12 protein-coding genes and 1 pseudogene are annotated in these 24,448 nt (G+C 73.9%); 6 read left to right on the top strand and 7 right to left on the bottom strand.

From position 1 onward, the window contains the following. Positions 1-218: 218 nt before the first annotated feature. A complete protein-coding gene (locus ABTY62_RS03805) occupies positions 219-1,445 on the bottom strand; it encodes an ROK family protein (RefSeq protein WP_352127729.1) in 1,227 nt (408 codons plus the stop codon). Here ABTY62_RS03805 and ABTY62_RS03800 point away from each other — a divergent pair. From ABTY62_RS03800 to ABTY62_RS03785, 4 genes are all read left to right on the top strand, one after another. Next, on the top strand, positions 1,433-2,725 hold the full coding sequence (locus ABTY62_RS03800) for an MFS transporter (RefSeq protein ID WP_352127728.1): 1,293 nt from the start codon (positions 1,433-1,435) through the stop codon (positions 2,723-2,725). The genes ABTY62_RS03805 and ABTY62_RS03800 overlap by 13 nt on opposite strands. A gap of 55 nt (positions 2,726-2,780) precedes the next feature. Next, complete coding sequence (locus tag ABTY62_RS03795) at positions 2,781-3,518, top strand: maleylpyruvate isomerase family mycothiol-dependent enzyme (RefSeq protein WP_352127727.1); 738 nt, start codon at positions 2,781-2,783, stop codon at positions 3,516-3,518. A 148-nt stretch (positions 3,519-3,666) separates the two neighbouring features. After that, positions 3,667-3,912, top strand: coding sequence for a DUF6332 family protein (locus ABTY62_RS03790; protein ID WP_352127726.1), 246 nt, complete (start codon positions 3,667-3,669; stop codon positions 3,910-3,912). A gap of 28 nt (positions 3,913-3,940) precedes the next feature. Beyond that, the gene (locus ABTY62_RS03785) at positions 3,941-4,882 is read left to right on the top strand and encodes a DUF2797 domain-containing protein (protein ID WP_352127725.1); all 942 of its coding nucleotides are present in this window, start codon (positions 3,941-3,943) and stop codon (positions 4,880-4,882) included. Positions 4,883-4,917: 35 nt separating this feature from the next. Here ABTY62_RS03785 and ABTY62_RS03780 read toward each other — a convergent pair whose 3' ends face one another. Continuing rightward, positions 4,918-5,583 (bottom strand): response regulator transcription factor, encoded by a 666-nt coding sequence (locus ABTY62_RS03780; protein ID WP_352127848.1) that lies wholly within the window; start codon positions 5,581-5,583, stop codon positions 4,918-4,920. 14 nt (positions 5,584-5,597) lie between these two features. Continuing rightward, complete coding sequence (locus ABTY62_RS03775; protein WP_352127724.1) at positions 5,598-6,899, bottom strand: sensor histidine kinase; 1,302 nt, start codon at positions 6,897-6,899, stop codon at positions 5,598-5,600. A gap of 452 nt (positions 6,900-7,351) precedes the next feature. Here ABTY62_RS03775 and rfbA point away from each other — a divergent pair, with 452 nt between their 5' ends. Both rfbA and rfbB read left to right on the top strand, forming a co-directional pair. Then, positions 7,352-8,221, top strand: a complete 870-nt coding sequence (gene rfbA, locus ABTY62_RS03770) for a glucose-1-phosphate thymidylyltransferase RfbA (protein ID WP_352127723.1) — start codon at positions 7,352-7,354, stop codon at positions 8,219-8,221. Between the two features lie 10 nt (positions 8,222-8,231). Continuing rightward, the gene (gene rfbB / locus ABTY62_RS03765) at positions 8,232-9,209 is read left to right on the top strand and encodes a dTDP-glucose 4,6-dehydratase (RefSeq protein WP_352127722.1); all 978 of its coding nucleotides are present in this window, start codon (positions 8,232-8,234) and stop codon (positions 9,207-9,209) included. Positions 9,210-9,317: 108 nt separating this feature from the next. On the opposite strand, the gene ABTY62_RS03760 is transcribed toward rfbB, so the two are convergent. The 4 genes and pseudogenes from ABTY62_RS03760 to ABTY62_RS03745 form a co-directional block, all read right to left on the bottom strand. Next, positions 9,318-10,781, bottom strand: coding sequence for a hypothetical protein (locus tag ABTY62_RS03760; protein ID WP_352127721.1), 1,464 nt, complete (start codon positions 10,779-10,781; stop codon positions 9,318-9,320). Then, positions 10,778-12,490: an ABC transporter ATP-binding protein gene (locus tag ABTY62_RS03755; RefSeq protein WP_352127720.1), complete on the bottom strand. Its 1,713-nt coding sequence runs from the start codon at positions 12,488-12,490 to the stop codon at positions 10,778-10,780. The genes ABTY62_RS03760 and ABTY62_RS03755 overlap by 4 nt, the downstream gene beginning before the upstream one ends. A gap of 39 nt (positions 12,491-12,529) precedes the next feature. Further along, positions 12,530-14,323, bottom strand: a complete 1,794-nt coding sequence (locus ABTY62_RS03750) for a carbamoyltransferase family protein (RefSeq protein ID WP_352127719.1) — start codon at positions 14,321-14,323, stop codon at positions 12,530-12,532. Between the two features lie 112 nt (positions 14,324-14,435). Further along, positions 14,436-24,383: pseudogene (locus ABTY62_RS03745) on the bottom strand (SDR family NAD(P)-dependent oxidoreductase); the annotation flags it as partial. Between the last annotated feature and the right edge of the window lie 65 nt (positions 24,384-24,448).

The raw sequence follows: 24,448 nt of genomic DNA, 5'->3' as shown, positions 1-24,448 counted from the left end.
CGCGTGGGGGGCTCCGCCCCAGACCCCAGAGGTCCAGGGGCAAAGCCCCTGCCACGCGGCGGAGCCGCATATCGACACTGCGGGAAGGGGCGGGGTGGGGGCTGTGTCGATTTGCTGCTCCGCAGCGTGGCCGCCGCGGGCGTCAAGATCCGCCGGACGCCCCCTGGTCGACCAGGGGGCGGAGGCCGGACGACCGGCCAAGGACCGCCCCGGGCGGGTCAGGCCGCGCCGAGCACCTCGAGCGGGTCGTCGAGCACCGCCTGCCAGGCCAACTCCGCCGCGCCGACCAGGCTGTTGTGGTCCAGGGTGCACGGCAGGACGGGCACGCCCCCGCTGCGTCCCCACAGGCTGCGCTCGGCCACGACCGCCCGCAGCCGCTCCGGGTCGGCCTCCAGGAGCTCGCGGTGCAGCCCGCCGAGGATGATGCGGTCGGGGTTGAGGATGTTGACGAGCCCGGCGAGGCCGAGGCCGAGCCGGTCGATGAGCAGGTCGGCGGCGGCCCGCACGGACGGCTCGGCGTACTCCTCGCGCAGCAGGTCGCGCGCCTGCTGGAGCAGGGACACCTCGGGTCCCGGTTCGCGCCCGGCCGCGAGGAGGAAGGCCAGCGGGTCGGCCTCGATGTCCAGACAGCCGCGGCTGCCGCAGTGACAGGGCGGCCCCTCGGGGTTGACGGTGAGATGGCCGACCTCGAGGGCCAGGCCCGCGCTGCCGGTGTGCAGCCGCCCGTCGAGGACCAGCGCCCCGCCCACCCCTCGGTGGCCGGTGGCCACGCAGAGCAGGTGCTGGGCACCGCGGCCCGCGCCGTGGCGGTGCTCGGCCAGTGCCGCGAGGTTGACGTCGTTGCCGGGGAGGCCGGTGAGGGGCGCCCCCGACGGGCCGTGGACGCCCGCCGCCGCGAGGCTCCGGGTGAACAGCTCGCCGACGGGCGCGCCCGCGGGCCAGGCGATGTGCAGCGGGTTGAGGGCGGTGCCCTCCGGTTCGGCGACCGCCGAGGGCACCGCGAGCCCGGCGCCCACGCAGCGGCGGCCGCTCGCCCGCAGCAGCCGGGCCCCGGCCTCGACGACGGCGTCGATGACATGCGCCGGATCGGCGGGCACGGTCATGCAGCCGGGGTCGGTGGCGACGATCCGGCCGCCGAGCCCGACCAGCGCCGCGCGGAAGCCGTCGGCGTGCACCTGGGCGGCCAGGGCCACCGGGCCACCGGGGGCGACCGAGAGGCGGTGCGAGGGGCGGCCCTGCGCCCCGGCGGCCCCGGGCGGGCGCGAGTCGACCTGGATCAGGCCGAGCGCTTCGAGTTCTGCCGCGACGGCCCCCGCGGTAGCGCGGGTCACGCCGAGTTCGGCCGTGAGCACCGCTCGCGTGGGCGCCCGGCCGGTATGTACGAGCTCCAGCGCCGGGCCGAGAGCGCTTCGCCCCCGCTCGAGCCTTGTCCGTGTCTGGGTCACGCCCCTATTCTCACTTTGTGCCGACACGAAACAAAACATGGATGGTCATTTCGGGGCGGCGGCGCTCCGTACCCGCCGACGGTTCTCTCTCCCAACTGCGCACCGTCATCACCGCGTTCTTCGCCCTCGACGGATTCGTGTTCGCCGGTTGGGTGGTCCGGATCCCCGCGATCAAGGACCGTACCGGTGCCTCGGAAGGCGATCTCGGGCTCGCTCTGCTCGGCGTGTCGGCGGGCGCGGTCGCCACCATGATGGTCACCGGCCGGCTCTGCCGCCGCTTCGGCAGCCACCCCACGACGGTGGCCGCGGCCGTCCTGCTCTCCCTCAGCGTCGCGCTGCCGCCGCTGACCGGCTCCGCGCTCGCCCTCGGGCTGGTCCTACTGGTCTTCGGGGCCGGGTTCGGCGGGCTCAACGTCGCCATGAACAGCGCGGCCGTCGATCTCATCGCCGCGCTGCGCCGCCCCGTCATGCCCGGCTTCCACGCCGCGTTCAGCCTGGGCGGCATGGCCGGGGCCGCCCTGGGCGGGCTGATCGCGGGGCGGCTGAGCCCCACCGCCCATCTCTCGCTGCTCGCCGCGATCGGGCTGCTGCTCGCCGCGGTCGCGGGCCGGGCGCTGGTCCGCCTGCCGGTCCCCGTACCCGCGCCGCCCGAGGAGAGCACGGCACCGGCGGCGCACGCGGCACCGGACGGGCGGACCGCGGCGGCCGGCTCCCGGAGCGCGGCGCGCCGGCTCGTCGCCGTGTTCGGGCTGATCGCGCTGTGCACGGCGTACGGCGAGGGGGCGATGGCCGACTGGGCCGCGCTCCATCTGGACCAGGACCTGGACGCCTCCGCGGGGGTCGCCGCGGCGGGCTACTCCGTCTTCGCCCTGATGATGGCCGTCGGCAGGCTGAGCGGCACCACGCTCCTGGAACGGCTCGGCCAGACCCGCACGCTGGTCGCGGGCGGCACCACGGCCGCGGCCGGCATGCTGCTCGGCTCGCTCGCCCCCACCGTCTGGCTCGCCCTCCTCGGCTTCGCCGTCACCGGTCTCGGCCTGGCCAACCTCTTCCCGGTCGCGATCGCGCGGGCGGGCGCCCTGACCGGGCCGAGCGGGGTCGCCGCGGCCTCCACCTTCGGCTACGGCGGGATGCTGCTCGGCCCGCCGGCCATCGGCTTCCTGGCCGACGGGCTCTCCCTGCCGATCGCCCTGACCACCGTCGCCCTGCTGGCGGCGGTGGCGGCGGCCGTCGCGTATGGCACGCGCCGGGCCGGGCGGCCGGCCGACGAGCCGGTCTGAGCCCCTCTCCCCCGACCGGGTCCGGGATGTCGGTCACGAGTGGCAGAATTCCGCCATGGACACTGCCGAGTTGATCGACGCTCTGGACCGGGATGGCCGGCTGATGGCCGACGCCGCGGAGCAGGCCGGGCCGGAGGCCCAGGTGCCGACGTGCCCCGAGTGGCGCGTACGGGACCTGCTCGCGCACACCGGAATGGTGCACCGCTGGGTGACCCGCACCCTCACCGAGGGGTTGACCGAACCGGCGCGGCCCCAGCCCGGCCAGGAGCCCGGGGACGCGGATCTGACGCCCTGGTTCCGCGAGGGCCACGGCGCGCTGGTCAAGGCGCTCACCGAGGCCGACCCCGAGGGGCGGTACTTCACCTTCCTGCCCACCTCCCGCACACCGCTCGCGTTCTGGGCGCGGCGGCAGGCGCACGAGACGGCGGTCCACCGGGTCGACGCGGAGTCGGCGCTCGGCAAGGGCCTCTCCCCCTTCACCCCGGCCTTCGCGGCCGACGGCCTCGACGAGCTGCTGACCGGATTCCACGCCCTCGAGCGGAGCCGGGTGCGTACGGAGGCGCCGCGCACCCTGCGGCTGCGGGCCACGGACGCCGAGGCCGTCTGGACGGTGCGGCTGTCCGACGGCGTCCCGCGCATCGAGGCCGGAGACGCCGGAGACGCCGACTGCGAGCTGTCCGGATCGGCCGAGGAGCTCTATCTGGCGCTGTGGAACCGCCTGCCGATCACCGAGCTGCGGACCACGGGCGACGCTTCGCTGGCCGAGCTGTGGCGGGAGCGCTCGGCCATCTGAGACAGCCGGGGCGGACAACGGGGCCACCGGCGTCCGCCCCCGCGCGCTCTTCGGCGCGCCGCCACCGCACATGCGCCGCAGGCGTATTGGCGGTCGGCGAGGCCATAGGCTGGAGGTCATAGGCCGATGGCAGGAGAGGCATCCCCCCATGACCGGACCCCGTACCCAGGCCGAGCGCGACGCCGCCACCGTGGAGATCATGTTCGCGGTCGTCAGCGGCGCCCTGCTGGCGGCCCTGCTGTTCTTCGTCTGTGCGAGCCCGGCACTCTTCTCCGACCTGGGCGGGGCGGCTGAGAAGGCCTGGCTGACGACCGCCGCCACCGCGGCCACGGCCGGGTTCGCAGCCCGGGTCCTCCAGGTCCTGTGGTGGCTGCCGCGCAAGCGGCGCGGCTGACGCCCCTCGGGTGCGGGAAGGGGACCGGATGAGCCAGTGGCAGTGCGCGGGGCTGCGCTGGGACCGCTCGGGCCCCGCGCTGGCCTGGCACCACCCCGTCCACGGCGACCGCGTCTCCCCGCTGTCGCCCGGCCGCCCGCTGGCCTTCACCGTGGTGAGCGAAGCGCACGCGGCCGCCGGGCCGCAGTCGGTGGCGATGCCCGCGACTGCGGCTGCCCGCGTCTGCGTCGGGGTGCGCCGGGGCGCCCGGCACACGCCGTGCCCGGTGGGCGCCGAGGTGTCCGCGACCGCCGTCTCCGCCCAGTGCCCGGACTGCGCCCGGCTGGACCGCTCGTACTCCGTCGCCGCCGACACCCGCACCGACGACCCGCGCCCGTACGACGTCTATCTCGCCTGGTTCGGCCCGGATCTGATCAAGGTGGGGATCACCGCGTCCGAGCGCGAGGGCGCGCGGCTGCTCGAACAGGCCGCGCTCTCCTACACCCTGCTCGGACGCGGTCCCCTGATGGCCGCCCGCCGGGCGGAGGCCGTGCTGGGCGCCGCGCTCGGCGTCCCGGACCGCTTTCCGTACGCCGCCAAGCGCGCCGCGCGCGAGAATCCGCCGCCCCAAGGGGAGCGCGCGGCCCAGCTGGCCGCGCTCCATGCCCGGGCCCGGGCGCTGAACGGCCTCCCGGAGTTCCTCGCCCTCTGTCCGTGTGCGCCCGTCCACCATGACGCCGTCTTCCACCTGGACCGGGTGCGCCCGCTGCACGGCGTCGTCCGGCTCGCCCCCGGCCGTACGGTGGCGGGCCGGGTGGACGCCGTGGCCGGGCCGGACGTCCATCTGACCGACGCGGCCGGCCGCGCCCTGCTGCTCGACACCCGGCAGCTGGCGGGCTGGCCGCTGGCCGCGGCCCCCGCGGACGCCGCCACCACGGCGGAGGTGGCCGCGCCTGCGCGGGAGGCGGCGGAGCCCGAGGGGCTGTTCTGACCCCGTGCCCCAAACTCTGTTCCAGTCCCGGAGAATCAGCCGAGCCAGCCCGGGCGGACCAGGCCCGACTCGTAGGCGAGAACGACGAGTTGGGCGCGGTCCCGCGCGCCCAGTTTGATCATCGTGCGGCTGACGTGGGTCTTGGCGGTGAGCGGGCTGACGACCAGCCGCCGGGCGATCTCCTCGTTGGACAGCCCGATGCCCACGAGCGCCATGACCTCCCGCTCGCGCTCGGTCAGCTCCACGAGCGCGGCGGCGGGCGCGGGCTCCTTGGACCGGGCCGCGAACTCGGCGATGAGCCGGCGTGTGACGCCGGGCGAGAGCAGCGCGTCGCCCGCCACGACCGCCCGCACGGCGCGCAGCAGCTCCTCGGGCTCGGTGTCCTTGACCAGGAAGCCGGAGGCGCCCGCGCGGATCGCCTCGAAGACGTACTCGTCCAGCTCGAAGGTGGTCAGCATGACCACCTTCACCTCGCCGAGGGCGGCGTCCCCGGTGATCCGGCGGGTGGCGGCGAGGCCGTCGAGCACCGGCATGCGGATGTCCATCAGGACGACGTCCGGGCGCAGTTCGCGGACCTGGGCCACGGCCCGCTCGCCGTCGGCTGCCTCGCCGACCACCTCGATGTCCGGCTGGGCGTCCAGCAGGGCGCGGAACCCGGCGCGGACCAGCACCTGGTCGTCGGCGAGCGCTACTCGGATCAAGGGGCTCAACGGGCTCAAGGGGCCTCCATCGTCGCTTCTCCCGTAGAGGTCTCCCGCCGCGGTGTCGGGGACACCGTAGCGGCGGTCAGCGGGAGCCGGGCCCGGACCCGGAAGCCGCCGTCCGGGCGCGGCCCGGCCACCACCGTGCCGCCGAGCGCGGCGGCGCGCTCGCGCATGCCGACCAGGCCGTTGCCGCCTCCGGTCACGTCACTGGCCATGCCGTCGGTGGTGGCCGGGCCGTCGTCGTCGATCCGCAGCTCCAGCTCGGCCGGGCCGTAGCGCAGCAGGACGCGGGCGGTGCGGGAGCCGGAGTGGCGGACGACGTTGGTCAGGGCCTCCTGGACGATACGGAAGGCGGCGAGGTCGGCGCCGGGCGGCAGGGCGGCCCGTACGCCGTCCACCTCGACGCTCACCGCGAGGCCCACTCCACGGGCCTGTTCGGTCAGCTCGTCCAGCCGGTCGAGGCCGGGGGCGGGCGAGCGGGGCGCGTCCCCGGGGGCCCTGAGCGTGTCCAGGACCTGGCGGACCTCGCCCAGCGCCTCCTTGCTGGCCGCCTTGATGGTGGTCAGGGCGGTGCGGGCCTGCTCGGGGTCCTGGTCGAGGAGGGCGAGGCCGACGCCCGCCTGGACATTGATGACCGAGATGCTGTGGGCGAGGACGTCGTGCAGCTCGCGGGCGATGCGCAGCCGCTCCCCGTCGGCCCGGCGCCGCTCCGCCGCCGCCCGCTCGGCCCGCTCGCGGGCCCACTGCTCCCGCCGTACGCGCACGAGTTCGGCCCCGGCGACGACCGCCACCGCCCAGGCCGCCACGACCGCCTCCTGCCCCCAGGGGGCGGGGCCGTCGCCCGGGGGCGGCAGCCAGCGGCAGAGCCAGTGGGCGATGAGCAGATGGGCGGCCCACAGCGCCCCCAGCGCGCTCCAGGCCGCCACCCGCCGCCCGGCGGCCACGGCGGCGACGCAGGCGACGACCACGCTGAGGAAGACGGGTCCGTAGGGGTATCCGGCGCCGAGGTAGAGCGCGGTGACGGCCGCGGTGCCGAGGACGGCGAGCCGCGGGTGGCGGTGGCGCAGCACCAGCAGCGCGGGCCCGGCCAGCAGCAGGGCCCGGCCGAGGATGCCGAGGCCGACCCGCTCGGGCTGGGTGTGCGCGGCGAACTGCGTCCCGAGCAGCTGGATGAGCGCCACGGCCAGCGAGGAGCGCCACGGCAGGCGGGCGGCGGGACGCGCCTCGGGGCCCGCGCCCCACCACGGCGGACCCCAGGTCCGCGCGGCCGCCCGCCCGGACCTGGGGTCCCGTCCCCGGAGGAATTCACGCATACGGCAACGCTAGACCGGCTCGGGCCGCGACGGCGTCGCCCCGTGGCGGTGGCCGGGCGTACTCCCGGCGGAGTACATGGCGGGGGCGCGCGGTGGCCACGCATGTTTTCGGACGGCCTCGCCGACCCGACTCGGGGAGTTATCGAGAGGCGGAAACGGGTAAGGGCGGCACAACAGCCGCAAGATAACCAGACTTTACCCTGGACGAATCCACCGTCACATTTGACAGAACTGATCAGACAGCCGTACGGTCGACCCCGAACCAAAGCATCAGTCCCGTAGCGCCAGGTCTCGACGTCACCCTGGTCGGATTTCCCGTCCGCAGAGCGCCCGTTGATAGTGCCTCGCCTCAGGCCGACACCCCCTGCTCTCGCAAGCGAATTAGATATGTCACGGGCCACCCAACTGGAGATGTCCGCGCTAATCCTTGCCAGTTATGGAGAGTTGGTCATATGAAGGGCATAATCCTGGCCGGAGGCAGCGGCACGCGCCTGCATCCGCTGACTCACGCGGTCTCGAAGCAGATGCTTCCCGTTTACAACAAGCCGATGATCTACTATCCGCTTTCCGTGCTCATGATCGGCGGCATACGGGACATCCTGATTATTTCCACGCCCTCCCATATCAGCATGTTCCGGGATCTGCTGGGAGACGGCGGCCGGCTCGGCCTGAACATCGAGTACGCCGAGCAGCCCTGTGCCAACGGAATCGCCGAGGCATTCCTCATCGGCGCCGACTATATCGGCGACGACTCGGTGGCCCTGGTCCTGGGTGACAATGTCTTCCACGGCCCGGGATTCGGCCGGCTGCTGGAGAAGGAGATGGCCGATGTGGAGGGCTGTGTGCTCTTCGGCTATCCGGTCGGCGATCCGGAGCGCTATGGGATCGGCGAGGTGGACGGGCAGGGGAATCTGATTTCCCTGGAGGAGAAGCCGGCCCGGCCCAGGTCGAATCTGGCGCTCACCGGCCTCTATCTGTACGACAACGACGTGGTGGACATCGCGAAGAACGTCCGCCCGTCCGCCCGGGGCGAGCTGGAGATCACCGACGTCAACCGCGTCTACCTGGAGCGGGGCAGGGCCAGGCTGATCAACCTGGGGCGCGGCTTCGCCTGGCTGGACACCGGCACCTACGACTCGCTGCTCCAGGCGTCGCAGTATGTGCAGGTGCTCGAACAACGCCAGGGCGTACGCATCGCCTGTCTCGAGGAGATCGCCTTTCGCAAGGGATTCATCGACGCCGCCGCATGCTATGAACTGGGCCGGCAGTTAGCGCGGACGGACTACGGCAGGTATCTGATGGAAATCGCCGGCAAGGACTGAAGGGCAGCCAGTGCGCATAGTGGTAACCGGAGGTGCGGGTTTCATCGGCTCGCACTTTGTCCGGCAGGCGGTGCAGGGTCACTACGAGGCCTTTGCGGAGGCCGACATAGTGGTACTCGACAAGCTCACCTACGCGGGAAACAAGGCGAATCTCGCAAGCGTCGCGGACAGTCCCCGACTGCGATTCGTCGAGGGCGACATCTGCGACGGCCGACTGGTCGGCGAATTGCTGCGGGGAACGGACCTCGTGGTGCATTTCGCGGCCGAGTCGCATGTCGACCGGTCCATCGCGGGGGCCGATGAATTCGTGCGGACCAATGTCGTGGGAACCCACACCCTGCTCAATGCGGCGACCGAGAACGGCGTGCGGAAATTCGTGCACGTGTCCACCGACGAGGTATACGGGTCGCTGGAGAACGGGGATGCTCCCTGGACGGAGGAGGAGCCGCTCCGGCCCAATTCTCCGTATTCCGCTTCCAAGGCGTCGTCGGACCTTCTGGCCCTGGCCGTGCACCGCACGCATGGATTGCCGGTCTGCGTCACCCGGGGCTCCAACACCTACGGCCCGCACCAATATCCCGAGAAGCTCATACCCCTCTTCGTCACCAATCTGCTCGACGGCAGAAAAGTGCCGCTTTACGGTGACGGCGAGAATGTTCGGGACTGGCTGCATGTGGACGACCACTGCCGGGGCATAGCGCTGGTGGCCGAGGGTGGAAAGCCGGGCGAGATCTACAACGTCGGCGGCGGCACGGAATTGACCAACCGCGAGGTCACCGACGGACTGCTGGGAAGGCTCGGCATGGACCGGTCGATGGTGGAGCACGTCGCCGACCGCAAGGGGCACGACCGCCGCTACGCCATGGACTGCGCGAAGATCACCGACCAGCTGGGCTACCGGCCCGCGACCTCATGGGACGAGGGCATGGCCGCCACCGTGCAGTGGTACACCGAGCGTCGCGACTGGTGGGAGCCGATCAAGGGCTGAACCTCCCTGTAGTCCGGGACGCCGGGCCGGATGCCGTGGAAACGGCTCCGGCCCGGCGTTCTCCGTTGCGGCGGCCCTGGCCTGCCGCCGCCCGCCTCAGCTCACGCCTCAGCTCACCTCGGTCGCCCGGACGGCCACGCGAGCGCCCTCGACCACCAACTCCTCGTCGCAGTGCGGCAGAGGGAGCCCGGCGCCCGGGATCACCAGGCAGGTGCGGTCCCGCACGAGCGTGGACAGCAGCTCGGCCAGGTCCGGGGCGGTGGCGAACGCCTCCGCGCCGGCGGTCGCGTCCACGACCACCAGGGCGGGGTCGGCCGCGATCGCCCCTTCCAGAGCCAGCCGCCAGCGGTCGGCCAGGGAGGGCGAGGAACCCGCCACCCCGTCGGAGGCGTCGGAACCCGCTGAGCCCGCGCCCTCCACCGGCGAGACCCGGCACACCCGCCGTTCGGCCTCGGACGCGGCGACGGTGGCGACGTCCACCCCGCCGATCAGCACCCGCCCCGACGTGGGCCGGAGGTCGCCCGTCAGCAGATCCGCCAGTGTCAGGCGCACCCCGTCCGGTGTGCCCGTGAGCGCCGCGGTGGTGCCCGCCGCAAGCCGGAAGGAGACCCCGGCCAGCACCGTCGCCCCGCCGACCGCGACACCGACGTCCTCGAACTCGACGTCACACGCCGCGGGCCACGTGTCGGTGGGCGGCTCCGGGTCATCGGCGCCGATCAGCCGGCCGACCGTGCTCAGCGTCGCGCGCGAGTTGACGACCGTGCTGGTCAGCAGGGCGGCCTCCATGACCGGCCGGAAGGTGAGCGCCGAGAGCACGATGAGCGCGACGCCCTGGGCGGCCGATACGTCGTCCCCGGTGGACAGCACCGCGCACACCGCCACGGCACCGCACACAGCGAGTTCGACGACCCGCCACAGCAGCACCTGGCCCACGGCGGGCAGCAGCACGCCCGGCCGGCCACCGTGCGGGAAGGCCCCGGAGGGGCTCTCGTACGCCCGGCGCAGCCACTCGGGCCCGTCCGGCTCCTCGTCCCGGGTGAGCAGCCGGGCCGCGGCGAAGGACGCCGCCACCACGACCAGCAGACCGCCCGCCAGCGTGGCCGCCAGCAGCGGCTCGACGAACAGGCTGATCACGATCACGGTCAGCGGGGTGACGACGGCGGCCACCAGCGGGCGCAGCACATGCGCGGGCAGGCCCATCAGGACCACGACCGCGCTGCCGTCCAGCGAGGCGAGCCGGTCGGCGTGCACCGGGCCGAGGGACCTGGTGGGCAGGGCCGACGCGCGGTCGGCCACGGCCCGGTGCAGGGTGGTGACCAGGTCGGCGCCGATGCGGTTGCCCATCGGAACGCTCCGGTAGTGCAGTACGGAGTGCACCACCGTGATCGCCACCAGGACGGCGATCCACGACCACGGCACCGGAGTGTCCGGCGTGAGGAGGTCGTCGGTGATCGGGACCACCAGGGTGAAGGCGATGCCCTGTGTGATCGCGCCGAGGACCAGGAACATCAGCAGCGACACCAACGCCTTGGTGCCGGACGCCTGGAGGTAGCGGGCGAGAACGGCCCTCATCGGCTGCCCTCCTGGGACGTAGCGGTTCGGGAAGCGGCCGGGACGGCCTGCGGGGTGTCCGGGTGTCCGCCGAGGATGGCCGCGTACCGGCCGCCCTCGCGGAGCAACTCCTCGTGTGTGCCGGACTCGACGACCCGCCCGGCCTCCATGACCGCGAGCCGCCCGTCGGTGACGGTCGAGGGACCGGGGCTGAGGACGACCACGGCCGCCCGCTCCCGCAGTTCGTCCACCGCGGCCCGCAGCACGCCGGTGTCGCCGCCGAACGCCCGCTGGTCGAGCAGTACGACCCCGTGTTCCTCCGCCGCGACCACCCTGGCCAGGGCGAGCCGCTGAAGCTCCGGATAGGACAGGGACACTTCGGTGCCCACGACCGACTCGTATCCGCGGGGGAACGCCGTGACGGTGTCGTGGACCCCGGCGGTGCGCGCCGCCCGCTCGGCGTCCCGCTCGGTCCCGCCGGGCCGGTCGGCGGTGATGTACGCGCCGACGGGCCCGAGCACGACGGCCGGCTCGGCCTCCACCGCGGCGAACCGCTCGGGGGGCGTGTCGGCCTTGAGCCAGTCGGCCACCCGGTCGGCGCCTTCGGGCGAGGGCTCGATGACGGTCAGCACTCCGCGCTCGGGCAGTTCGAGCCCGAAGTCGTCGGCGGGCGCGTTCTGTTCGGCGGGGTCGGTCGCCGGTTGGTCGCCTTCGGCGGGCGCGGCCTTCTCGCCCTCGGCGGGCGCCGGGGCGCCCGCGGCGAACGCGGTCAGCCGCGCCGTGGCCTTCTTGCCCTCGCCGACCTCCTCCATGTAGTAGGTGCTGGCCAGCAGCGGGGCCGCCAGCCCGGCGCCCACGACCAGGAACGGCACGAGGTCGCCCGGGGCCAGCGAGTCGGCCCGGACCATGAGCGCGCCCCCGCACAGCACGAACACCAGGACGGTCAGCGGCGAGAAGGCGATCTCGGCGATGGCCCTGCCTCCCAGCAGGGCGCCGATGCGGACCTGGAAGAAGTCGCTGAACCCGTCGGTGGCCTCGGTCAGCCGGCGGGCCGAGGTGCGCGCCACCGCCGCGGTGCGCGCCCGCGCGCCGGCGCGGTTGATCCGGGCGTCCAGGCCGATGGTGGGGCGCACCGCGTCGACGGCGCCGATGGACGCCACGTACTCGTCCTTCATCTCCTTGAAGAAGCGTGCGGAGATCACGCCGAAGGTGACGAACCCGAGGAGGATCGGCGCCAGCGTCACCAGTGCCATCAGCCAGTCGACCCAGAACAGGTAGCCGATCGAGAGGACGAACACCAGCACCGCGGAGACGAGTTCCGAGCCCGCGCGGCCGACCATTACCCCGGCCGAGGCGATGTCGCCGCCCAGGGTGGTGCTCTGGGCCCGCCACGCCGCGTGGAGCGACCGGGCGGCGGGGCGGGCGCGCAGCCTGGCTGCCACCCCGGCGTGGAACGCCTCCTGGGTGAGCTGGGCCGCCTGGCGGCTCAGCGTCCGCCCGGCGATCTGGAGGGCGAGTGCGAGCACCGCGGTGGCGACGGTGGTGAGGACGAGCCCGTCGATGCGGCCCGTGTCGGGGCCGGCGGTGAGCAGCTCCCGGCAGATCTCGACGACGAGGATCATCGAGCCGACGGTGGCCACCGCGCCGGCGATCTCCAGGAGTGAGGCCACCCGGGCCCGCCACTGGACACCCCCGGCCGCCGTGGCGGCCGGGGTCTGTCGGTCAGCCATGTGCGGTCCCCCAGGTGTCGACCGCCGCTCTTGGGTCCCTCATCGCTTGGAGACCAGGAAGTCGCCGATGACCAGGTGGTCGATGTCGGTGCCCAGGAAGCACTCGACCGCGTCCTTCGGGGAGCAGACGATGGGCTCGCCCGCCACGTTGAAGGAGGTGTTCACCAGGCACGGCACCTCGGTGCGGGAGGTGAACTCGCGCAGCAGCGCGGCGAGTCGCGGATTGCTGTCGTCGGTGACGGTCTGGATGCGCGAGGTGGCGTCGACATGGGTGGCCGCCGCGATCTTCTCGGTGTACTCGGGGCGCACCGGGAAGACGAAGGTCATATACGGGGAGCGCTCCTTCCTGCCCATCTCGAATACCCGCGCAGCGTTCTCCTCCAGCACGATCGGCGCGAACGGGCGGAAGGGTTCGCGGTGCTTGACGCGGTTGTTGATGACGTCCTTCATGTCGGCGTAGGACGGGTTGGCCAGGATGCTGCGGTTGCCCAGCGCCCGCGGCCCGTACTCGGTGCGGCCCTGGAACCAGCCGATGACGGTCTTCCCGGTCAGCAGCTCGGCGGTCTTCCCCACCACCTCGTCGCTGGGCAGCTGCTCCCAGGTGACCGAGGAGGTGTACTCCTCGAGCGTGGCGCGGATCTCCTCCTCGCCGAACTCCGGACCGAGGTACGGCGACTCGGTCGGCGCCAGGGCGACCGACTTCTCCCGTGCGACATGCGCGGCGGCGCCGATGGAGACGCCGGGGTCGCTCGCCCCGAAGCTGACCTCGACCCGGGTGAAGGGCAGCTCCTCCAGCAGCTTGGTGTTGTTGACGCAGTTCAGGGCGAGGCCGCCCTCGAAGATCAGATCGCGCAGCTCGGTCGCCTCGGCCAGGGCGCGCAGCTGGTGCGCGGTCACCGCCTCGATCACCTGCTGGGCAGCGCAGGCGACGCGGACCCGGAAGTCGAACTCCTGACGGTTGTCGTCGTTGCCGTCGAACAGCTCGTCGAACAGGGGGTCATAGGCGCGCGGGCCACGCGGGTCGTTCGCCAGGGCCAGCGAGTACCGGCCGCCCTCCTCGAGGGTGACGACCTTCGTCAGCAGGGGGTTGTCCTGCTCGTCCGGTGCCTTTCCGAACCCGGCCAGGCCCATGACCTTGTACTCGTCGTTGTTCGGGGTGAAGCCCAGGTAGCGGGTGATGTTGGCGAACAGCTGCGCGAGCGAGTTCTTCGCGTCGATGGTGAACCGCTCGAAGACCTCGACCTTGCCGTCGCGCACCTCGCCCATGATGGCGCTGTCCGCCTCGGCCTGACCGTCGTTGATGAGGAAGGCGGCGTCGCCGAGGCCGGAGAAGGTGCGGCCGCAGGCCAGGTGGGCCCGGTGGTGCGGGACGGTGATCAGCTTCTCGTCCGGCAGGGCGTAGCCGGTGTGCCGGGTGAAGTCCTCGATCAGCGCGGTCCTGCCCAGCGCCCCGTTCCACAGCTCACCGAAGGAGCCGATCGCCTGGAACTTGTACTCGGGCGGGATCGGGGCGCTCGCGAGGCCCGTGATGGCGGCGTCGGCGAACTCCGCGGTGAAGTTCCAGCCGAAGGCGTAGTAGTCCACGTCCTCGTAGGAGATACCGGCCTGCTCCAGACACCACCGCATGGCGTTCGCGGGGAAGGCGGTGGTCTTCTTCTGCCGGTTCATCCGCTCCTCCTCGACGGCGGCCACCAGCTCGCCGTCGACGAAGAGGGCGGCAGCGGCGTCATGGCCGAGGAAGCTGTGGCGGTCGACGCTGTCGGCGGTGTAGCCGTACAGCCGGCCGAACAGCTCCGCTATCTGCGAGAAGCCGTTGTATCCCAGAATGATCATTTCTGTCTTTTCCTTTCCGGACCGCGGTCGTCCTTGGCCGCGGCTCGTGCTTGGGTAAGGGGACGGTGGCGCGCCCGGGTCACAGTCCCTGTTCGGTGAGCCAGCGCTCGATCGCCTCGGTGGTGAGGGCGATGTTGTCCTCCATGACCGTGAAGTGGTCGCCGGGCGTGGTGGTGGCCGTGTGCGGGAACGGCCAGGACGGCCGCCAGTCGTCGCCGTCGAATCCGCTGTCCTGGTGGGGCAGCGGGGATTCGGCACCGAGGAAGAGCGTCGGGCGCTCGATGGGCGCCACTTCGCACTCGTCCATCAGCGTGTGGTAGCGGCCCATGGCGGTCAGCCGCACACCGCTGAGCGCGTCGGGGCCGAGGATGTGTTCGCGGGCGAACAGGCCGTCGTTCATCGCGCCCAGCGTCTCGGCCGAGAACGTGCTGTCGGCCTGGAAGGTGTCGATGAGGACGACCGCGGCGGGCGCGAGCCCGGCCCGCTCGGCCCGCATCGCCAGAGCGTAGGCGATCAGCCCGCCCGCCGAGTGTCCGAGGAGCACATACGAGCCGTCCGCGACGGACGAACGCAGCGCGGCCAGCTGCAACTCCAGGAAGGTCTCGAACGAGTCGGGCAGCAACTCACCCTCGGCGAAACCGGGGTTGACCAGGGACAGCACATCCCGCTCTCCCTGAAGGAGCTGTGAGAGCCTCGCGTACTGCACCGGACCCGCGGTGGCGGTGATGGCGGGCACACAGACCACCGCCGCCCGGCCGCCGTCGCCCCGGGCGAGCCGGACGGCCCGCGGGACGTGGTCCGCCGCGGTCTCGACGGTGAAGGACGGCCTGAGCCGCGCGGCGGCCTGGATGAGGTCCATGCCCGCCGTGCCCGTCTGCCCGAGCGCGTACGACTCGCGGTAGAGCGCTTCGATGCTGTCGAACGGAGAGGAGGGCGAGGGCGCGCGGTCCGCGGCCCGGTGGCCGGGCGCGGCGCCGGCGGTGACGAGTTCCGCCAGGTGGCCGGCGAGCCGGGCCGTGGTGGAGTACTCGAACATCGTGGTGGCCGGGAGTTCCAGCTCGAGCAGCGCGCCGAGCCGGTCGCGCAGGGTGATGCCCGCCAGCGAGTCCACCCCGAGGTCGAGGAACTCCACGGCAGGGTCGATGTCCGCGCCCACGCCGTGGCGCAGGACTTCGGCCAGCTCGCCGCGGATCACGTCCTCCAGCAGTCGGCGGCGCTTGTCCGGCGCGGCCTCCCGCACCTGGGCCAGGGTGTTCTCCCGCTGCTCCCCCGGCTTCCGCGGCGGCCGTCCCGTCCGGGCGGGCCGCGTGGCGGCCGACCCCGGGGCTGGCTGGAACTCGGCCGTGGGCACGGCGCGCAGCGTCAGACGGTCGACTCCGGCGACCGGACGGCCCTCGGCGTCGGCGAGGCGGACGTCGACCGCGCCCTCACCCGCGCCGGAGAGCCGGATCCGGACGACGGCGGCGGCGGTCGCGGTGTGCAGCCGCACCCCGGACCACGCTCGCGCCATCGTGACCTGCGCGTCGCCGAGGGCGAGGAACCCGCCCAGGCCCGTGGTGTGCAGGGCGGCGTCGAGCAGCACCGGATGGAGGCGGAAGCCGCCGACGGGGGTCCCCTCCGCCATGGCCACCTCGGCGAACGCTTCCGCGCCGCGCCGCCACACGGCGCGCAGGCTCTGGAACGCGGGGCCGTAGGTGAAGCCCTGCCCGGCCAGTGCGTCGTAGAGGCCGGCCACGTCGGCCGCCACCGCGCCGGGCGGCGGCCAGGCGCCCGCGAGCTCCTCGAAGCCCTCCGGCCCGCCCTCGGCTTCCATGGTCTCCGGACCCTCGGGCCGGGGGGCCAGGACCGCGCGGGCGTGGCACGTCCAGTCCGCGGCCCCGCCCTCGCCGGGGGACTCCGGGCGGGAGTGGACGGTCAGTGCGCGGTGGCCGTCCTCGCCGGCCGGGCCCACCTGCACCTGAATGTGCGCGGCGGTGTCGTGGCCGAGGATCAGTGGCGCCTCCTGGGTGAGTTCACGCAGCTCGGGGCAGTCCAGCCGGTGTCCGGCGTACAGCGCCCAGTCGACGAGCACACCGGCGGGCAGCAGGGCCGTGCCCGACACCGCGTGATCGGCGAGCCACGGCTGGGCCGCCTGCGAGAGCCTGCCGGTGAACAGGACCGTGTCGCCCTCGGCGGGGATGACCGCGCCGGCCAGCAGAGGGTGGTCCGCCGCGTCCAGGCCGACTCCACTCGCGTCCCCGGCGCGCGCGGGCGCCTCGAGCCAGAACCGCTGCCGCTGGAAGGCGTAGGTCGGCAGGTCGACCGGGCGCGTCGCGCGCGGCACCAGGGTGGACCAGTCCACCCCGTCGCCGTGGACCCACAGCGTCGCCGCCGACCGGGTCAGCGCGGCGCGGTCGTCGTGTTCGCGCCTCAGGGACCCGACGACGACCGCGTCGTGTCCGGCGGCGGCCGCCAGGCCGGCCACGGTGTCCGTCGCCACCGGATGGGGGCTCAGCTCGACGAAGGTGTCCACCCCGTCCCGCAGCAGCAGCCCGACCGCGTCGGAGAACCCGTCGGACCCGCCGGACGCGCCGGACCCGCCGGACGCGCCGGGGCGTCGGTGCCAGTGGTCCGCGTCCGCGCTCTCCGGGTCGAACGGCCGCCCCGTGGCGGACGAGTACAGCGGCACGCGCCCGCTCCGTACGATGACCGGCGGGGCCGCCTCCGACGGCTCGGCCGCCGGCGCCCGGCCCTGCCACGCCGCCAGCGCGGCCCCGTCGGCCAGGGACATCACACCGGCCACGCAGGCGGCGGCGATCTCGCCGTGCGCCTGGCCGACCACCGCGGCGGGCGTGACACCGACCGAGCGCCACAGCTCGGCCAGCGAGACCGTCACGGCCCACAGCGCGGGAACGGCGACGTCATGGCGCATCGGCCCGCCCGGCTCGCCCCGGAGCTCCTCGAGCAGATCCCAGCCGGTGTGCGGGGCCAGCGCCTCGGCGCACTCCCCCATCGCCTTGGCGAACACCGGGGAGGAGTCGAGCAGTCCGGCCGCCACGCCCGCCCACGCCGACGCCTCGCCCGGGAACACGAAGGCGGCCTTGGTGCGGTTGCGGGCCACGCCGCGTACCACGTCCGCCTCCTCGGTGCCCTGGCCCGCGAGGGTGTCCAGACCCGCGGCGAACCCGGCGCCGTCGGCGGCGAGTACGACCGCGCGGTGGCCGAAGACGGTCCGCGACTCCACCAGGGCGGCGGCCACCTCTTCGGCCTGCACCCCGGCGCTCGCCGGAGCGGTGGCGAACTCCCGCAGCCGCTCGGCCTGGCCGCACAGGGCGGCGGCCGACCTGGCCGACAGCACCCACGGCGGGGGCGCCGCCGGGGAGGGCTCGACGACCACCGAGTGCCGCTCGGCGGTGTCTTCGGTGGGTTCGGCGGCGGGTTCGGCGGTGGTTTCCGTCGCGGCGTCGTCGGGCGCCTGTTCCAGGATCACATGGGCGTTGGTGCCGCTGATCCCGAACGAGGACACCGCCGCCCGCCGCGGCTGATCCGTCTCGGGCCAGGCCAGCGCCTCCGTCACCAGCTCCACCGCGCCGGACGACCAGTCGACGTGCGGCGTCGGCTCATCCACATGCAACGTCGGCGGCACCACCCCATGCCGCATCGCCATCACCATCTTGATCACACCGGCCACACCCGCCGCCGCCTGCGTATGACCGATATTCGACTTCACCGACCCCAACAACACCGACCCACCACCCGACCGCCCCCGCCCATACGTCGCCAACAACGCCTGAGCCTCGATCGGATCCCCCAGCGGCGTCCCGGTGCCATGCGCCTCCACCACATCCACATCCGACGCCACCACACCCGCACCCGCCAACGCATCCCGGATCACCCGCTGCTGCGACGGACCATTCGGCGCCGTCATGCCGTTGGACGCGCCGTCCTGGTTGACCGCGGAGCCCCGGACGAGGGCGAGGACGCGATGTCCGTTGCGGCGCGCGTCGCTCAGCCGCTCCACCAGCAGGACGCCGATGCCCTCGCCCCACGCCGTGCCGTCGGCCGACGCCGCGAACGCCTTGCACCGCCCGTCCGCCGCCAACCCGCGCTGCTTGCCGAACTCGGTGAACGCGGCGGGGGTCGAGACGACCGCGACACCGCCCGCCAGGGCGAGGTCGCACGCTCCGCGCCGCAGCGCGCTGACCGCCATGTCCAGCGCCACCAGCGAGGACGAGCAGGCCGTGTCCAGCGTGACGGCCGGACCCTCGAAGCCGAAGGTGTACGCGATCCGGCCCGATGCCACGCTGCCCGCGGTCCCGTTGCTCAGATAGCCCGCGATCTCCTCGGGTACCTCCTGGAGCCGCGCCACATAGTCGTGGTGCATCAGACCGGTGAACACACCGGTCCGGCTGCCCCGCAGCCGGACCGGATCGATACCGGCCCGCTCGACGGCCTCCCACGACAGCTCCAGCAGCAGCCGGTGCTGCGGGTCCATGGCCACCGCCTCGTGCGGCGCCACGCCGAAGAAGGCGGCGTCGAAGTCGGCGGCGTCGTAGAGGAAGCCACTCTCCCGCACATACGTCGTGTTCGCGCCCGCGCCCTCCGGGTCGTACAGCGCGTCCAGGTCCCAGCCGCGGTCGTCGGGGAAGCCGCCGATGCCCTCACGGCCGTGCAGGACCATGTCCCACAGGTCCTCGGGGGAGCGCACCTCACCCGGATAGCGGCAGCTCATACCGACGATCGCGATCGGGTCGTCGGCCACGGCGAGCGTGGCCCGCGGCCGGTCGCCCTCGTCGGCCGTGCCGACCAGCGCCGAGCCGAGGAACGCGGCGAGCGCCTCGGGGCTCGGGTAGTCGAACACCAGCGTCGTGGGCAGCCGCACCCCGGTGTCCTCCGCCAGCCGGTTGCGCAGCTCGACCGCGGTGAGCGAGTCGAAGCCCAGGGTGGCGAAGGACTGCCCGGGCTCGATGTCGTCGGGCGCGGCGTGTCCCAGCACGGTGGCGACATGCTCCCGCACCAGGTCGACCAGCAGCGTCGACCGCTCCCCCGCCGACAGGCCCCGCAGCCGGTCGCGCCAGCCCGAGTCCGCGGCCGAGTGCGCGGCGACGGCCCGCCGCCGGGGGGCCGTGAACAGCGCGCGCAGCAGCGGCGGCGCGTCGCCGCGCCCGCGCAGGTCCAGGTGGACCGGGACGAGCACCGGCTCGGGCAGCCGGGCGGCGGCGTCGAAGAGCGCCACCCCCTCCTCTTCGGAGAGCGCCCGCAGGCCGCCGCGGTTCAGCCGCTTGACGTCGGTGTCGCTCAAGGCCCCGGTCATCGTGGACAGTTCGGCCCACAGCCCCCAGCCCAGCGACTGCGCGGGCAGGCCCGCGGCGTGCCGGTGCCGGGCCAGGGCGTCGAGGAAGGTGTTGGCCGCGGCGTAGTTGGCCTGCCCCGGGGAGCCGAAGATCCCGGCGGCGGAGGAGAACAGCACGAAGAAGTCCAGGTCCCGATCCCCGGTCAGCTCGTGCAGATGCCACGCGGCGTCCACCTTCGGCCGGAAGACCGCCGCGAGCCGTTCCGGGGTCTGCGCGGCGACCATGCCGTCGTCGAGGACACCGGCCGCGTGCACCACCCCGCGCAGTTCGGGGAGGGAGGCGAGCAGTTCGGCGACGGCGTCCCGGTCCGCGACGTCACAGGCCGCCAGCCGTACCGTGGCGCCGAGGCCGCGCAGCCGGTCCGCCAGCTCGGCGGCGCCAGGGGCGGCCTGGCCGCTCCTGCCGGCCAGCACCAGGTCGGTGACCTGGTGTGCGGTGACCAGGTGCCGGGCGACGGCCGCGCCGATGACCCCGGTGCCTCCCGTGATCAGCACGGTGCCCCGGCCGCCGGACCAGGGCAGCGGCGCGTCGGTGGCGGGGAGGGCCGTACGGGCCAGGCGGGGCACGAACAACCGGGCGCCGCGGACGGCGATCTCGGTCTCGCCGGCGGCGATCGCCGCGCGGACCAGGTCCACGGGCAAGTCGGCGTCGGTGTCGGTGTCGATGTCCAGGAGCGCGAAGCGGTCCGGGTGTTCCGAGCGGGCCGAGCGCACCAGGCCGTGGACGGCCGCCGCGGCGAGGTCGATGCCGTCCCCCGCGTTCACCTCGACCCCGCGGCGCACCGTCACCACCAGTCGGGCGCCGCCGAGTCCGTCGTGGGCCAGCCACTCCCGTACCCGCTCCAGGACGCGCGCCACCGAGCCCCGCACCCGCTCCGGGACGGCGCCGGGGCCGGCGGCCGGGCTCGTGCCGTCCAGCAGTACGGTGTCGGCCCCGTCGGCCACCGCGGCCGCGAGTTCTCCGACGGGCGTTCCCTCGGCCCACCACAGCGGCGGGCGCCCGCCGGTGGCCACCGCCTCCGGCTCCCAGGGCTCCCAGCGGTGGGCGAACAGGGATCCGGCCACCGCCGAGCGCGCCGAACGCACCTGGGCGGGGGTGACCGGGCGCAGCACCAGCTCGTCGATCCCCAGGACGGGGGCGCCGGTGGCGTCGGCGATCCGGACCCGTACCGCGGCCGCGCCCACGGTCCGCAGCCACACCCGGACCGTCCGGGCGCCGCCCGCCCACAGCCGCACGCCGGACCAGGCGAAGGGCAGCCGCGATGTGCTCCCGTCGCCGTCCGTGTCATCGGCGAACACGCCGAGCCCGATGCCGTGCAGCGCGGCGTCCAGCAGCGCGGGGTGGACTCCGAACCCCTCGGCCTCCTCGGTGGCGTCGTCGGGCAGGACCACCTCGGCGAAGAAGTCCTCGCCGCGCCGCCAGGCCGCGCGCAGCCCCTGGAAGGTGGGGCCGTACGCATAGCCCTGGCGGGCCAGCGCCGGGTAGAAGTCCTCGGTGTCGACGGGGGTGGCGTCGCGGGGCGGCCAGGACCGGCCGGTCAGCGCCCCGAAGTCGGTGGTGTTGGGGCTCTCGTGCAGGGGAGCGAGCACGGCCTGGGCGTGGCAGGTCCACTCCGGCTGCCCCTGCGTCGCGCCGTCGTCGGCCGGTTCGGGGCGCGAGTGGACGGACACCGAGCGCAGTCCGTCGGCGTCGGCCCGGCCCACCACGACCTGGACCTGCGCCGCGCCTGCGGCGTCGAGCACCAGCGGGGTCTCCAGGGTCAGGTCCCGCACCTGGCCGCACCCCAGGTCCTGCCCGGCGCGCAGGGCCAGTTCGACGAAGGCCGTGCCGGGCAGCAGCACCGCGCCCAGCACGGCGTGGTCGGCCAGCCAGGGGTGGGTGGCCAGGGACAGCCGGCCGGTGAGCACGGCGGTGTCGCCGTCCGCCACGCTGACCACCGCCCCGAGCAACGGGTGGTCGACGCCGGTCAGCCCGGCCGACGCGACATCGGCCGCCGCCCCGCGCGAGGACATCCGGGGCCAGAAGCGGCGCCGGTCGAAGGCGTAGGTGGGCAGGTCCGCGCGGCCGGGCGCGGAGGGCAGCACCGCGCGCCAGTCCACCTCGACGCCGTGGGTCCACAGCGTGCCGACGGCCCGCAGCAGGCCGGCCAGCTGCGGCCGCTCGCGGTGGGCGACCGCGGTCACGGCCGCCGCCCCGTCCCGCAGGCTGTCCTCGATCGGCCTGGTCAGCGCGGTGTGCGGGCCGATCTCGAGGAAGACGTCGACCTGTCCCTCCAGGGCCCGTACGGCGTCCTGGAACCGGACCGAGTCGCGCGCGTTGCGGATCCAGTACTCGGGCGACATGACCTCGTCGGCCGCGACCTGGGCCCCCGTGACGGTGGACACCATTCGGAGCGTCGGCGGCGACCAGGTCAGCCGGGTGAGAACGGAACGGAACTCCTGGAGCATCGGCTCCATCAGCGGCGAGTGGAACGCATGGCTGACCCGCAGCCCGCGGGTGCGCCGCCCGGCCGCCTCGGCGGTGTCGGCGACGCGCCGCACCGCGTCCTCGGCGCCGGAGACCACGACGGCCGACGGGCCGTTGACCGCGGCGATCGCCACCCGGTCCGCGGGCTCGTCCGCCAGCCACCGCGCGACCTCGGCCTCTTCGGCGTCGATGGCGAGCATGGCGCCGCCGTCGGGGAGCCGCTGCATGAGCCGGCCGCGGGCCACGGCCAGGGTCGCCGCGTCGGACAGCGAGAGCACCCCGGCCACATGGGCCGCCGCGATCTCGCCGATCGAGTGTCCGAGCACGGCGTCGGGGGTCACCCCCCAGGCCCGCAGGGTGCGGAACAGCGCGACCTCGATCGCGAACATGGCGATCTGGGTGTACTCGGTCCGGTGGACCAGGTCCGCCCGCGGGGAGGACGGCGCGGCGAAGACGATGTCCGCGAGGGCCATGTCGAGCTGCGGATCGGCCACCGCGCACACGGCGTCGAACGCCTCGGCGAAGGGCGGGACGGCGTCGTACCACTCCCGTCCCATGCCCGCCCACTGCGCGCCCTGCCCCGTGAAGACGAAGGCGGCCCTGGCGCCGGGGCGCACGGCGCCGCGCACATGGTGACGGCCGGTGGCGGCCTTCCCGGAGACGGTGTCCAGCGCCTCCGCGAATCCGGCGGCGTCCTCGGCGAGGACGACGGCCCGGTGCTCGAAGGCCGTACGGGCGGTCGCGAGCGCGACGGCCGCCCCGGCGACGTCCGGCTCGGCGGCGTTCGCGAAGTCACGCAGCCGGGTGGCCTGCCCGCGCAGCGCGGCCTCCGACTTGGCCGAGAGCACCCACGGCAGCACCCCGTGGTCCGCTCGCGTGTCCGCCGGGGCGTCGGTGTCAGCGTCAGTGGCGGTGTCCGTGTTGGTGTCCGGGGGAGCCTGTTCCAGGATCACGTGGGCGTTGGTGCCGCTGATCCCGAACGAGGACACCGCCGCCCGCCGCGGCCTGCCGGTCTCGGGCCAGGCGACGCGCTCGGTGGCCAGCTCCACCGCGCCGGACGACCAGTCGACGTGGGGCGTCGGCTCGTCCACATGCAACGTCGGCGGCACCACCCCATGCCGCATCGCCATCACCATCTTGATCACACCGGCCACACCCGCCGCCGCCTGCGTATGACCGATATTCGACTTCACCGACCCCAACAACACCGAGCCACCACCCGACCGCCCCCGCCCATACGTCGCCAACAACGCCTGAGCCTCGATCGGATCCCCCAGCGAGGTGCCGGTGCCGTGCGCCTCCACCACATCCACATCCGACGCCACCACACCCGCACCCGCCAACGCATCCCGGATCACCCGCTGCTGCGACGGACCATTCGGCGCCGTCAGACCATTCGACGCGCCGTCCTGGTTGACCGCCGACCCCCGCACCACCGCCAACACCCGGTGCCCCAGCCGCCGCGCGTCGCTCAGCCGCTCCACCAGCAGCACACCGACGCCCTCACCCCACGCCGTACCGTCCGCCGACGCGGCGAACGCCTTGCACCGCCCGTCCGCCGCCAGCCCGCGCTGCTTGCCGAACTCCGCGAAGACCCCGGGCGTGGACATCACGGTCACCCCGCCCACCAGCGCGAGCGGGCAGTCGCCCGAGCGCAGGGCCTGGGCCGCCAGGTGCAGGGCCACCAGCGACGCCGAGCAGGCCGTGTCCACCGTGACGGCGGGGCCCTCGAAGCCGTAGGTGAACGCGATGCGGCCGGAGACGACGCTGGAGGCGGTGCCGGTGAGCAGATAGCCGAGCGACTCGTGGCCGGCATGGTTCAGCAGGCCCGGGTAGTCCGCGCCGTTGACTCCGATGAACACGCCGGTCCGGCTGCCCTGAAGGGTGGCCGGGTCGATGCCCGCGCGCTCGAGCGCCTCCCAGGACGCTTCGAGCAGCACCCGCTGCTGGGGGTCCATCTCCAGCGCCTCGCGCGGGGAGATGCCGAAGAAGCCCGCGTCGAAGTCGGTGGCCGCGTCGATGAACCCGCCCCGGCCGGGCGGCCCGCCGGGGTCGCCGTCCCCGCCGCCGGGCCGCCAGCCCCGGTCGTCCGGGTAGCCGCCCATCGCGTCGCCGCCGTCCCGCACGAACTCCCAGAACTCCTCGGGCGTGTTCGAGTGCCCGGGGAACCGGCAGCTCATCCCGACGATGGCGATCGGCTCCCGGTTGGCCTCCTCCAGATCCCGGACCCGCTGCCGGGTCCGCTTGAGATCGGCCGTCACCCGCTTCAGGTACTCGACGACCTGCTCTTTCTCAGCCATGTTCCAAACCCCTCATAGAACGGCAC

Origin of the sequence: Streptomyces sp. NPDC097640 (assembly GCF_040302705.1) — a bacterium.
Classification (GTDB): Bacteria; Actinomycetota; Actinomycetes; order Streptomycetales; family Streptomycetaceae; genus Streptomyces.
Note: the sequence above shows the minus strand (reverse complement) of the source record. Positions and strands in the feature narration are given on the sequence as shown.

Coding starts and splice junctions, on each gene's coding strand:
- ABTY62_RS03750 (WP_352127719.1), bottom strand. CDS start 14,323: ATGATCATTCTGGGATACAACGGCTTCTCGCAGATAGCGGAGCTGTTC.
- ABTY62_RS03760 (WP_352127721.1), bottom strand. CDS start 10,781: ATGAGGGCCGTTCTCGCCCGCTACCTCCAGGCGTCCGGCACCAAGGCG.
- ABTY62_RS03795 (WP_352127727.1), top strand. CDS start 2,781: ATGGACACTGCCGAGTTGATCGACGCTCTGGACCGGGATGGCCGGCTG.
- ABTY62_RS03775 (WP_352127724.1), bottom strand. CDS start 6,899: ATGCGTGAATTCCTCCGGGGACGGGACCCCAGGTCCGGGCGGGCGGCC.
- rfbA (WP_352127723.1), top strand. CDS start 7,352: ATGAAGGGCATAATCCTGGCCGGAGGCAGCGGCACGCGCCTGCATCCG.
- ABTY62_RS03755 (WP_352127720.1), bottom strand. CDS start 12,490: ATGGCTGACCGACAGACCCCGGCCGCCACGGCGGCCGGGGGTGTCCAG.
- ABTY62_RS03790 (WP_352127726.1), top strand. CDS start 3,667: ATGACCGGACCCCGTACCCAGGCCGAGCGCGACGCCGCCACCGTGGAG.
- ABTY62_RS03785 (WP_352127725.1), top strand. CDS start 3,941: ATGAGCCAGTGGCAGTGCGCGGGGCTGCGCTGGGACCGCTCGGGCCCC.